This window comes from Klebsiella sp. YJ, assembly GCF_002108615.1.
GTDB classification, from domain to species: domain Bacteria; phylum Pseudomonadota; class Gammaproteobacteria; order Enterobacterales; family Enterobacteriaceae; genus Klebsiella; species Klebsiella planticola.
Genome location: NZ_MTEG01000005.1, coordinates 188,210 through 201,141 on the forward strand (window position 1 = coordinate 188,210; position 12,932 = coordinate 201,141).

General features: G+C 55.7%; 8 protein-coding genes. 6 read left to right on the top strand and 2 right to left on the bottom strand.

Annotated elements, in window-relative coordinates:
- Nucleotides 1-70: 70 nt before the first annotated feature.
- Nucleotides 71-2,926 carry a two-component system sensor histidine kinase RcsC gene (gene rcsC, locus BV390_RS06780; RefSeq protein WP_032695459.1) on the top strand — a complete coding sequence of 952 codons (2,856 nt, stop codon included), beginning with the start codon at nt 71-73 and terminating at the stop codon, nt 2,924-2,926.
- A gap of 63 nt (nt 2,927-2,989) precedes the next feature.
- On the opposite strand, the gene rcsB is transcribed toward rcsC, so the two are convergent.
- Complete coding sequence (rcsB, locus tag BV390_RS06785) at nt 2,990-3,640, bottom strand: response regulator transcription factor RcsB (RefSeq protein WP_002913007.1); 651 nt, start codon at nt 3,638-3,640, stop codon at nt 2,990-2,992.
- 16 nt (nt 3,641-3,656) lie between these two features.
- The gene (gene rcsD, locus BV390_RS06790) at nt 3,657-6,314 is read right to left on the bottom strand and encodes a phosphotransferase RcsD (protein WP_085396738.1); all 2,658 of its coding nucleotides are present in this window, start codon (nt 6,312-6,314) and stop codon (nt 3,657-3,659) included.
- A 775-nt stretch (nt 6,315-7,089) separates the two neighbouring features.
- Here rcsD and ompK36 point away from each other — a divergent pair.
- The 5 genes from ompK36 to BV390_RS06820 all read left to right on the top strand — a co-directional run bounded on the left by ompK36 (nt 7,090) and on the right by BV390_RS06820 (nt 12,843).
- Nucleotides 7,090-8,181, top strand: coding sequence for a porin OmpK36 (gene ompK36, locus BV390_RS06800; RefSeq protein WP_085396739.1), 1,092 nt, complete (start codon nt 7,090-7,092; stop codon nt 8,179-8,181).
- A 103-nt stretch (nt 8,182-8,284) separates the two neighbouring features.
- Nucleotides 8,285-9,337 (top strand): FAD:protein FMN transferase ApbE, encoded by a 1,053-nt coding sequence (gene apbE / locus BV390_RS06805; RefSeq protein ID WP_032699095.1) that lies wholly within the window; start codon nt 8,285-8,287, stop codon nt 9,335-9,337.
- A 72-nt stretch (nt 9,338-9,409) separates the two neighbouring features.
- Nucleotides 9,410-10,474, top strand: a complete 1,065-nt coding sequence (gene ada, locus BV390_RS06810) for a bifunctional DNA-binding transcriptional regulator/O6-methylguanine-DNA methyltransferase Ada (RefSeq protein ID WP_085396740.1) — start codon at nt 9,410-9,412, stop codon at nt 10,472-10,474.
- Nucleotides 10,474-11,130 (top strand): DNA oxidative demethylase AlkB, encoded by a 657-nt coding sequence (gene alkB, locus BV390_RS06815; RefSeq protein ID WP_085396741.1) that lies wholly within the window; start codon nt 10,474-10,476, stop codon nt 11,128-11,130. The genes ada and alkB overlap by 1 nt, the downstream gene beginning before the upstream one ends.
- A 69-nt stretch (nt 11,131-11,199) precedes the next feature.
- Entirely contained in the window at nt 11,200-12,843 is a 1,644-nt protein-coding gene (locus BV390_RS06820) for a multidrug ABC transporter permease/ATP-binding protein (RefSeq protein WP_032686672.1), read from the top strand.
- Nucleotides 12,844-12,932: the final 89 nt, after the last annotated feature.

The following is a 12,932-nucleotide window of genomic DNA, read 5'->3' on the forward strand; positions in this document are numbered from 1 at the left end:
TGCGACGAAACGTGTTTACCGCTACCTTAACCCCATTCTGTTGAGTCCCTGACGGCCGAGTATCGCCCCATTGAAATATCTTGCCTCTTTTCATACCACGCTAAAGGTTTCACGCTACCTGTTCAGAGCGCTGGCGGTACTGCTCTGGATGCTGATCGCTTTCGTTTCCGTGTTCTATATCGTCAATGCCCTGCATGACAGAGAGTCGGAAATCCGCCAGGAATTTAACCTCAATGCCGATCAGGCACAGCGCTATATCCAGCGAACCGCGGATGTGATTAAAGAGCTGAAATACGTGGCGGGAAACCGTCCGACCAGCGGCGGCGAGGGGGGGGCGACTCCCGCTCCGGGCGGCAACATCGCCGTCCCTGATTTCGAGCCGCTGTACCCTGATTCTGATTGCGGGACCATGGGCGCCACCTGGCGCAACTCTCTGCAGTCGCTGGCGTGGTTTATGCGCTACTGGCGCGATAACTTTTCCGCGGCCTATGACCTCAACCGCATCTTTCTCATTGGCAGCGATAATTTGTGTATGGCCAACTTTGGCCTGCGGGAAATGCCGCTGGAGCGCGATCAGGCGCTGAAAGTGCTGCACCAGCGTATTGAGCAGTACCGCGATGCGCCGCAAAACGAGCGCGGCAACAACCTGTTCTGGATAAGCCAGGGCGTGCGTCCGGGCGTGGGCTATTTTTACGCCCTGACGCCGGTTTATATGGCAAACCGCCTGCAGGCGTTGCTGGGTATTGAGCAGACCATTCGTATGGAGAGCTTCTTTACGCCGGGCAGTCTGCCAATGAGCGTCACGATTCTCGACGACAACGGGCAGCCGCTTATTTCTCTTGCCGGGCAGGATAACAAAATCAAGAGCGAAGCCCGCTGGATGCAGGAGCGGATCTGGTTTGGCTACACCGCGGGTTTCCGCGAGCTGGCGCTGAAGAAGAGCCTGCCGCCATCGTCGTTAAGCATTGTCTATTCCGTGTCGGTCGATCAGGTGCTTGAACGTATCCGGATGCTGATTATCAACGCGATTGTCCTGAATATTCTGACCGGGGTGATTCTGTTTGCCCTGGCGCGGATGTATGAGCGGCGGATCTTTATCCCGGCGGAGAATGATGCCCAGCGGCTGGAAGAGCATGAGCAGTTCAACCGTAAAATTGTCGCGTCGGCGCCGGTGGGAATTTGTATCCTGCGCACCCTCGATGGCACCAATATTCTGAGCAACGAACTGGCGCACAACTACCTCAATATGTTAACCCATGAGGATCGGCAGCGGTTAACGCAGATTATTTGCGGCCAGCAGGTCAACTTCGTGGATGTGTTGACCAGTAACAACACCAACCTGCAGATTAGCTTCGTGCATTCGCGCTATCGCAATGAAAACGTCGCGATTTGCGTGCTGGTGGACGTCAGCGCCCGCGTCAAGATGGAAGAGTCGTTGCAGGAGATGGCGCAGGCCGCGGAGCAGGCCAGCCAGTCGAAATCGATGTTCCTCGCCACCGTCAGCCATGAGCTGCGTACGCCGCTATATGGAATTATCGGTAACCTTGACCTGTTGCAAACCAAAGAGCTGCCGAAGGGCGTCGACAGGCTGGTCACGGCGATGAATAACTCCTCGAGCCTGCTGCTGAAAATCATCAGCGATATCCTCGACTTCTCGAAAATTGAATCCGAGCAGCTGAAAATCGAACCCGGCGAATTTTCGCCGCGTGAGGTGATGAACCATATCTCGGCCAACTATTTACCGCTGGTGGTACGTAAACAGCTGGGGCTCTACTGCTTTATCGAGCCTGACGTTCCGCAGCTGATGTCCGGCGATCCGATGCGTTTGCAGCAGGTCATTTCTAACCTGCTGAGCAACGCCATTAAGTTTACCGACACCGGCTGCATCGTCCTGCACGTGCAGTGTGCCGGGGATTACCTGCAAATTAGCGTGCGCGATACGGGCGAAGGGATCCCGGCAAAAGAGGTGGTGCGCCTGTTTGACCCGTTCTTCCAGGTGGGGACCGGCGTGCAGCGCAACTTCCAGGGTACCGGTCTGGGGCTGGCGATATGTGAAAAGCTCATCAGCATGATGGACGGCGATATTGCCGTCGAAACCGAACCGGGAATGGGCAGCCGCTTTACTATTCGTATTCCGCTGTACGGCGTGCAAAACCGCTCGCCGCTGGTGATTGATGGTCTGGTGGGTAAATGCTGCTGGCTGGCTATCCGCAATACCTCCCTGGCGCTGTTTGTCGAGTCGCTGCTTACCCATCACGGTCTTCACGCCCAAATCTATGACGGGCAGCAGCCCGGTGCAGATGATATTTTGCTGACGGATGATGAGCCGGATGCTCGCTGGCAGGGGAGTGCGGCGGTGATTTTCTGTCGCCGCCATATCGGTATTCCGCTGGAACGCGCGCCCGGCGAGTGGATACACAGCGTGACGACACCGCACGAGCTGCTGCCGCTACTGGGACGTATCTTCCGGATTGCGGTGACGACCACCGAACACGGTCCGGCGCTCGCTGCTCCGGAAACGCAAGTCGCCAGCAATGACGATATGATGATCCTGGTGGTGGACGATCATCCGATTAACCGTCGGCTGTTGGCCGACCAGCTTGGCTCGCTGGGATATCAGTGCGTGACGGCAAACGATGGGGTCGATGCGCTGGGCGTGCTGAGCAAACAGCATATCGATATCGTGCTGAGCGATGTCAACATGCCGAATATGGATGGCTATCGCCTGACGCAACGTATCCGCGAGCTGGGAATGACCCTGCCGGTAATTGGGGTGACCGCCAACGCGCTGGCTGAGGAGAAACAGCGCTGTCTGGAGTCTGGTATGGATAACTGTCTGTCTAAACCGGTGACGCTCGATATTATCAAGCAGACGCTGGCGGTCTACGCCGCGCGGGTGCGTAAAGAACGTCAGGAAAGGGAGTAGGGCAGGGAACCGATTGTGTACCAGCCCGGATAAAGCGCGACGCCGTTATCCGGGCAGGCAGCGTTACTCTTTGTCGGTGGCGCTCAGAGAAACGGAAGACAGATAGTTCAGCAGCGCGATATCGTTTTCCACGCCCAGCTTCATCATCGCCGATTTCTTCTGGCTGCTGATGGTTTTAATGCTGCGGTTCAGCTTTTTGGCAATCTCGGTCACGAGAAACCCTTCGGCGAACAGGCGCAGCACTTCGCTCTCTTTCGGCGACAGGCGCTTGTCGCCGTAACCGCTGGCGCTGATTTTTTCCAGCAGGCGCGAAACGCTTTCCGGAGTGAATTTTTTGCCTTTCTGCAGCGCCGCCAGCGCTTTAGGCAGATCGGTCGGGGCGCCTTGTTTCAGCACGATCCCTTCGATATCCAGATCCAGCACAGCGCTAAGGATCGCCGGGTTGTTATTCATCGTCAGAACGATGATAGACAGATCCGGGAAATGGCGTTTGATGTATTTGATCAACGTGATCCCGTCGCCGTATTTATCGCCAGGCATCGACAGGTCGGTAATCAAAACGTGTGCGTCTAACTTAGGAAGATTATTGATAAGTGCCGTTGAATCTTCAAATTCGCCGACTACGTTGACCCATTCGATTTGCTCAAGGGATTTACGAATACCGAACAGTACGATCGGGTGGTCATCGGCAATAATTACGTTCATAGTGTTCATGTATTAGGCTACCTTGCTACAGCAAGCTCTTGACGTAAACGTCAATGTCGCTGATATATTTTTCTATGCCTTGCGCATCTTTCTCGCGAATCAGATGCTCAAGCGTTTCACATAACTGTTTGCCGGGTATCAGATTAAGCATAGCAAACGCCCCTTTGAGGCGGTGCGCTGTCTGCGCCAGCGCAGCTAAGTCGCTCGTTGCCAGTTCAGTATACAGCCTCTTAACATCATCCGGAACTGTGTCGGCAAACAGTGCGTAATAGCCGCTGGCATGGAGTTCGGCGTTACTCTCGCTTCCCGCAGAGGTGGATTGTCCCTCTTCCTGCGCCAGCTGCTGTTCAATCAGTTGCAGAATCGCTTCCTGCATTGCCGTGCTGATATTAAAATTGACACGCAGCTGGCCTGGGCCAATTTTGCGTATCCCGACCTCATCATCGCTTAAAAGCAAGCCCGAAGCAGTAAGATTAGACGGATTATCCGTTAAAAAGAGATCGTATTCTTGACTTGTCAGCCTTTCATCCGGCGTGATGCAGGTGGCTCCCCAGCTTTCGAGCTGGCGCACTACAATCCGGCGGACCTCATTGGCGGTAATATCCAGCATCACCACGACATCATCCAGCAGATGCTCGCCGGAGTCGCTCTCTTCTTCGCTGGCCGCCATTTTGAGATGGAGAGAATAACGCGTTCCCAGCGACTCACGCGCCTTGATATTCATCTGACCGCCAAGCCTGCGCGTCAGACGATCGCAGAGCCAGAAGGTGAGGGCGTTGGCTTTACCATACAGGTCGGACTGGGTCTCGTTCAGGAACGGGAAGTGCATATTGTCGATTTCGTTGCCGGAAACGCCGTTGCCGGTATCCAGAATACGGAAGGTCAGCCGGTCGTCTGCGGATTCATCTTTACTCACTTCGAGCGTGATTTTGCCAATTTGCGTCGTGGTCACCGAGTATTGAATGAGCAACAGCAGCGTGCGGCGCAGCGCTTCGCGATCGCCATAGCGTTGTTCGTTGGCCGGCAGCGCATTGTTAATCAACAGCTGCAGACCTTTACGTTTAATGGCCGGCAGCACCTCAGGCACCACTTCATCGATCAGCTCCTGAATGGAGAACAGTCCAGGATTACTTTTCCAGCTGTCGCTCTCCAGAAGATTTGCCAGCTGAATTTCATCAACCAGCTGTACCAGCTGATCCGCATGCTGCGCAAGCTGCAGGCTTTGGGCAATGCCAATGGCTGCCGCTTCTTCGGCCAGGCTTTGCGCCGGCTGTTTTAAGGCGCTGCCGATATGCTGCATAAATGCAACGCGCCCCTGCTGATTTTTCTCATACAGACGCTGGGCCTGTTTCAGTTTCTTATTGACCAGAACCTCCCGGTCCTGATCGCGAATAATGAAGATCTGCGTCCGCGGCGCAACCTGGCTGCGATACTGGCGTATTTCATACAGCTCGTTATTGATCGTCGCCTGAATAACCCCCTGATGCTGATCGGCCATGTTGGTGATGTTTTGCAGATTGAGGTGCGGCAGGAGATGATCGGCTATCGGGTTACTGATAATTGTGCGGTTGGCTTCCTGATCGTGGACCAGCAGCCCCAGCGGCAGCAGCGAGACGATCTCTTCGTTAATGGCGCGCAGGGTGCGCAATTCGCTATTGGCCGCGGAAGAGACGGCGGTACCGTTCTGACGGCCGCGGCCGTTGAAATGACGAAACGTCGTGAAACCGAACAGCGTTAGCGCCAGCAGGCCGATAATCAGCAGCAGCGGCAGGAGAATATTCTGCAGGGACTCCAGCAGCAGTGAACCGAAGGGAACCACCCAGATCAGGCGCATACCGGTGGTGCTAATGCTGGTGATGATTTCAATCCGCGCACCGTTAAAGTCGATATTGACGCTATCGGCGGTCTCTTTTTCCGGGTTGCTGACCGCGCTTTGCGCCGGGTCGGGTTCAATACGGAAATTATCCAGCGACATGCCGGGCGGAATCAGGTCGTTAATCGGCAGGTCAAAGGCGACAACCGTCGCCAGGTGGCCCGGCTGGTTAAAGGTGGTGCGCAGGGTGAAATAGTGGCCATTTTGCCAGGAGAGGCGGCGCAGGGAGGAAAAGGTCTCCCTCTCGTCCAGGGTGTTCGCCTGCAGCAACATTTCTGCGCGACGGGATTCAACCACGCTGGTAATCGTTGACTCTTTAAAGCTGGATGACAGGTCTTTCAGCGGCAGCGTCGATACGAGGATCAGACTGTTATCCAGACCATTCAGATAGTACATCGACCAGGGGATGGTTTCCGCTCCCCACAGGATGTCGAGGTAGCTGGACATTTTCTGCGTCATCTCCAGGGTGGAGCTATCGTGGGATCCGAAGATCAGCGCTTCGGTTTTGCGCCGCGGTTTTTCCAGGTAGTAAACATCCTGCTTCAACCGCGTTTCTTGCAGGCCATCGCTGACGGTGCTGGACGGAGTGGCGGCGATATTGTCGTAAATCTGCCAGGTTGCGTAGCGCCAGGTATCGATGCGTTTATGCAGCGCGTGGCTGACATCAATGACCTGATAACTTTTATCTTTCAGCCAGGTATTGACCGCGCTTTGGATCATAACACCCATCGTCGCCAGCAGGACGATGACCATTAAAACGAAGAAGCGGGTGATGCTGCCTGGCATCAGGGAGAATTTTTTCTGGGTCATCGTGTGACGGAGCGACTCATCAAGGTTTGTAAGCAGGGCATCGCCCCAGGTAGCTGCTAGCAGAGTGAATACGCTAAGCAGTATAAAGGCTAATTTATCAAATCCATACTACAGATTGCGGTTCTGCAATTTTTTTTAATCCTGAGAATTATCTTAAAAAGAGCGGGCGCAATGAGATGTACAACAAGGCGAACCTTGTACAATTATTTACCTGTTTTACGCAATAAATAGCACTAAATAACAAGAAATTATCTCGATAAGACTTTACTCACTTGCGAGGTGATTGATTAATAACCGTTATTTTTTTCCATGGATATCGCAGGGTAATTAAAGTTATGTAAAGAAGGGTAAAAAAAAACCGAATGCGAGGCATCCGGTTGAAATAGGGGTAAACAGACATTCAGAACTGAATGACGGTAATAAATAAAGTTAATGATGATAGCGAGAGTTATTCTAGTCGCCGGGGTGGATTTTGTTTTGTCATTCAGTGCTATACATGAAACAACGTGTAACTGCATGAACTTCATTGAGAAAATTTATTTTCTTGATTATTGGTGCTTATTTTAGTGCTTTTTAGCGATGAAGAAAAGTTCCCCTGCGTTTACAATTTGAAACATCTTGTGCGCATTTTGAAACACCTTAGAAGTTTTCGTATCATATTCTTGTTGGATTATTCTGCATTTTACAGCACAATGAATATAGCCGACTGATTAGAAGGGTAATCAGTAAGCAGTGGCAATAATAAAAGGCATATAACAAACAGAGGGTTAATAACATGAAAGTTAAAGTACTGTCCCTCCTGGTACCGGCTCTGCTGGTAGCAGGCGCAGCGAATGCGGCTGAAATTTATAACAAAGACGGCAACAAATTAGACCTGTACGGTAAAATCGACGGTCTGCACTATTTCTCTGACGACAAGAGCGTTGACGGCGACCAGACCTACATGCGTGTAGGCGTTAAAGGCGAAACTCAGATCAATGACCAGCTGACCGGTTACGGCCAGTGGGAATACAACGTTCAGGCGAACAACACTGAAAGCTCCAGCAATCAGGCATGGACTCGTCTGGCGTTTGCTGGTCTGAAATTTGGCGACGCGGGCTCTTTCGACTACGGTCGTAACTACGGCGTTGTTTACGACGTAACTTCCTGGACCGACGTTCTGCCGGAATTCGGCGGCGACACCTACGGTTCTGACAACTTCCTGCAGTCCCGTGCTAACGGCGTTGCAACCTACCGTAACTCTGACTTCTTCGGTCTGGTTGACGGCCTGAACTTTGCTCTGCAGTACCAGGGTAAAAACGGCAGCGTTAGCGGCGAAGGCGCAACCAACAACGGTCGTGGCGCTCTGAAACAGAACGGCGACGGTTTCGGTACTTCCGTAACTTATGACATCTGGGACGGCATCAGCGCTGGTTTCGCTTACGCTAACTCCAAGCGTACCGACGATCAGAACGCACTGGTTCTGGGTGAAGGCGACCACGCTGAAACCTACACCGGCGGCCTGAAATACGACGCGAACAACATCTACCTGGCAACTCAGTACACCCAGACCTACAACGCAACTCGCGCGGGTGACCTGGGCTTTGCTAACAAAGCACAGAACTTCGAAGTGGTTGCTCAGTACCAGTTCGACTTCGGTCTGCGTCCGTCCGTTGCTTACCTGCAGTCTAAAGGTAAGGACATGGGCTCCTACGGCGACCAGGATATCCTGAAATATGTTGATGTAGGCGCGACCTACTACTTCAACAAAAACATGTCCACCTACGTTGACTACAAAATCAACCTGCTGGACGACAACAGCTTCACCCGTAACGCCGGTATCTCTACCGACGACGTGGTTGCTCTGGGCCTGGTTTACCAGTTCTAAGCACGCTGAAGTGACGAAAAAAGGCGCCTCTGGCGCCTTTTTTTATGCCCGGTTTAACCTCGCTGGTGTAATCTTGCTGCCTTAGCAAGAGGAACCTGATTTTATGGATATCACTTTTTTCCGTAGCGCGCTGTTCAGCGTCTGCGTACTGCTTTCCGGCTGCGATTCAGCCACCACCCCCACTGCGCCAAAAAGTGCCGCGACCGTGCTGGATGGTAAGACGATGGGCACATTCTGGCGGGTCAGCGTCATTGGCGTTGATGAAGCCAAAGCCGAGGCGCTGCGACAGAAGGTCCAGGCACAGCTCGATGCCGACGATCGCCTGCTCTCCACCTGGAAAAACGATTCTGCGCTGATGCGCTTTAACCATGCCACCACGACCGATCCGTGGCCGGTCAGCGAAGCGATGGCTGATATTGTCACCCTCTCGCTGCGCATCGGCGCAAAAACCGCGGGCGCCATGGATATTACGGTGGGGCCGCTGGTGAACCTCTGGGGGTTTGGCCCCGACAAGCAACCGGTTAAAACGCCGGATCCTCAGCAGATCGCCGCCGCGAAAGCGCGCACGGGGCTCCAGCATCTGACGGTCATTAACCACGCGGATCGGCAATATCTGCAAAAAGACATCCCGGATCTGTTTGTCGATCTCTCCACCGTTGGCGAAGGCTATGCCGCCGATCATCTGGCTCGCCTGATGGAGCAGGAGGGCATTTCCCGATACCTGGTTTCGGTCGGCGGGGCGTTGGTCAGCCGGGGGATGAATGGCGACGGGCAGCCGTGGCGGGTGGCCATCCAGAAACCCACCGATCGCGAGAATGCCGTACAGGCGATTGTTGATATCAACGGACATGGGATCAGTACCTCCGGCAGCTACCGCAACTACTATGAGCTGGACGGTAAACGTATTTCCCACGTTATCGATCCGCAAACCGGCCGGCCTATCGATCATAAACTGGTCTCGGTCACGGTTATCGCTCCGACGGCGCTGGAAGCGGACGGCTGGGATACCGGCCTGATGGTGCTGGGGCCGGAAAGGGCGCAGGAAGTGGTGCGCCAGCAGGGGCTGGCGGTCTACATGATCATCAAAGAGGGCGACGGGTTTAAAACCTGGATGTCGCCGCAGTTCCGCACTTTCCTGGTCGGCGAAAAGAATTAAACAGCAAGATTTCGGGTTTTTTTCATCGGGCGCTGATTCAGACTGACGATACACTTAAAGCAGGAGCCCGTTATGAAACCGATAATTGCTGATACCGACGATCGCCGCTGGCAGGCGGTGTGCGATCGTGATGTGCGAGCCGATGGTCAGTTTGTCTTTGCCGTACTGACCACCGGTATCTGTTGCCGCCCGTCCTGCCGTTCGCGGCGAGCGCTGCGGGAGAATGTGCGCTTTTACCCCGGTGTCGAGGCGGCTATCGCCGATGGCTTTCGTCCCTGTAAGCGCTGCCAGCCGGATAGAAGCGATCCGCAGCAACAGAAGGTGGACAAAGTTACCCGGGCCTGTCGCCTGCTGGAACAGGAAGCGCCGGTGACCCTTGAGGCACTGGCACAGGAGCTGGCGGTCAGCCCCTTTCATTTTCATCGTTTATTCAAATCCGTCACCGGAATGACGCCGAAAGCCTGGCAGCAGGCATGGCGTGCACGACGTTTGCGCGAAGCGCTGGGGCAGGGTGAAAAAGTGACGCCCGCCGTGTTAGCGGCAGGCTTTCCCGGAGGCAGCAGCTATTATCGTCAGGCGGATGCCGCGCTTGGTATGACCGCCCGTCAGTTTCGCCGCGGCGGCGAGGATACCGACATTGTCTATACTGTCGGCGACTGTGCGGTCGGTCGCTGCCTGGTCGCAGAAAGTGAACGGGGCGTGTGCGCCGTTTTACCGGGGGAAGAGGACGCGGCGCTGCTTGATGCGTTATCCCGCCTCTTTCCTCACGCCCGGCTTCTGCCGGGGGATGCGCATTTTTGCCAGCGGGTAGCCCAGGTTTTCGCCCATCTGGACGATCCTCGCCAGGCGGTTAATCTACCGCTGGATCTGCGCGGCACCGCGTTTCAGCAGCGCGTCTGGCAGGCGCTGCGCCAGATCCCGGCAGGAGAGACCCGCAGCTATCGTCAGGTCGCGCAGAGCATTGGCCAACCCCGTGCGGTGAGAGCCGTAGCAGGCGCCTGCGCGGCCAATAAACTGGCCATTGTTATCCCGTGTCATCGGGTGGTCCGCGAGGGCGGGGCGCTCTCAGGCTACCGCTGGGGAACGGCCCGCAAAGCGCAATTGTTGGCCCGGGAAGCGCAAACCGAGGAGAAGTGATGCTCGATTTATTCGCCGATACGCCTCCCTGGCAGGAGCCGCTGGCGCCGGGGGCCGCCATTCTGCGGCGCTTCGCCCACCTGCGCGCGGCGGCGTTGCTCCAGGCGATAATGCAGGTCGCCAGCCGGTCGCCGTTTCGTCAAATGGTGACGCCGGGAGGCTATACCATGTCGGTGGCGATGACCAACTGTGGCAGAGTTGGCTGGACCACCGATATGCACGGCTACCTCTATGCCCCCGACGATCCGTTAACCGGTCAGCGCTGGCCGTCGATGCCGACGATCTTTCGCGAACTGGCTGCGGAGGCGGCGCTTGCCTGCGGCTATCTCCGTTTTGCTCCTGATGCCTGTCTGATTAACCGCTATCAGCCCGGGGCAAAGCTGTCTCTGCATCAGGATAAAGATGAACGCGATCTGCGGGCGCCTATTGTGTCGGTGTCACTGGGGTTGCCCGCCGTGTTTCAGTTTGGCGGTCTGCGGCGCAGCGATCCGCTGCAGCGCGTGCTGCTGGAGCATGGCGATGTGGTGGTCTGGGGCGGAGAATCGCGCCTGTTTTACCACGGTATCCAGCCGCTGAAAGAGGGCAACCATCCGCAGACCGGCGTCTGCCGTTATAATCTCACCTTCCGTCTGGCCGGCGCGAAAGAACAAAAATAAGAATTATTCTTGATGTCATTGGCGAGCAGTTTAAACTGCTGGCTGTTTTGCTTGCCCGGATTGTGAGTTATGGAACTTCTGCTGCTTGTCTGGCGCCAGTATCGCTGGCCGTTTATCTCCGTCATTGCCCTGAGTCTGCTCAGCGCGGCGCTGGGACTCGGGCTTATTGCCTTTATTAATCTGCGCCTGATGACCGTGGTCGATACCTCGCTGGCGGTGCTGCCGGAATTTCTCGGTTTATTGCTGTTGCTGATGGTCGTGACGCTGGGTTCCCAGCTGGCTCTGACCACCCTGGGACACCATTTTGTCTTCCGCCTGCGCGGCGAATTTATCAAACGCATCCTTGATAGCCAAATCGAAAAGGTCGAGAAGATCGGTAGCGCTTCGCTGCTCGCCGGTTTAACCAGCGACATTCGTAATATCACCATCGCTTTTGTTCGCCTGCCGGAGCTGGTGCAGGGGATTATCCTGACCGTTGGTTCCGCCGCCTACCTGGCGTGGCTGTCGGGCAAAATGATGATGGTCACCGCGCTGTGGATGGCGCTGACCATCTGGGGCGGGTTTGTGCTGGTGGCTCGCGTCTACCGGCATATGGCGACGCTGCGGGAAACCGAAGACAAGCTGTACCACGACTACCAGACGGTGCTGGAAGGGCGTAAAGAGCTAACCCTCAACCGGGAACGCGCGGAATACGTGTTTAATCAACTGTATCTGCCGGATGCCCGCGAATATCGTCACCATATTATCCGCGCCGATACGTTCCATCTCAGCGCGGTGAACTGGTCGAATATTATGATGCTGGGGGCCATCGGACTGGTGTTCTGGATGGCAAACAGCCTCGGCTGGGCGAATACCGCGGTGGCGGCGACCTACTCGCTGACGCTGCTGTTCCTGCGCACGCCGCTGCTCTCGGCGGTCGGAGCGCTGCCGACGTTGCTCAGCGCCCAGGTCGCGTTCAACAAGCTGAATACCTTCTCGCTGACACCGTATCGCGCCGACTTCCCGCAGCCGGAACCGCACCCGCACTGGCAGACTCTGGAGCTGCGCGACGTCTGCTTCCACTATCCGGATAACAGCTTTGCCGTCGGGCCGATTAACCTGACCCTGCAGCGTGGCGAGCTGGTGTTTTTAATTGGCGGCAACGGTAGCGGGAAATCCACGCTGGCGATGCTGCTGACCGGGTTGTATCAACCGGCTTCCGGGCAGATTCTGCTGGATGGCCAGCCCCTTGCGGCGGACAAGCCCGAAGATTACCGCAAGCTTTTTTCGGCGGTCTTTACCGATGTCTGGCTGTTCGATCGGCTGCTGGGGCCTGGCGGGAAAGCGGCGAACCCTGCGCTGGTCGGCCAGTGGATGGAGTACCTGAAAATGACGCACAAACTGCAGCTGGATAACGGCAGGATTGTCGATTTGAAGCTGTCGAAAGGGCAGAAAAAACGCGTGGCGCTGTTGCTGGCGCTGGCGGAGGAGCGGGATATCATCCTGCTTGATGAATGGGCGGCGGATCAGGACCCGCATTTCCGTCGCGAGTTTTACCAGCTGCTGCTGCCGTTGATGCAGCAGATGGGGAAAACCGTTTTCGCCATTAGCCACGACGATCACTACTTCCAGCATGCCGACCGCCTGCTGGAGATGCGAGGCGGCCAGCTGACAGAGCTGACGGGAGAAGAGCGCGAGCTGGCTACCCGGGATGCGGTGGCTCGCACCGCCTGACTGACCGCGTCGCCCGGCTCGCCGGCGGCGCGGTTGTTGATTTTTCCGCCGCCTGAACGGGGCGACGGTTATTTTTTCTCCCTCCCCGC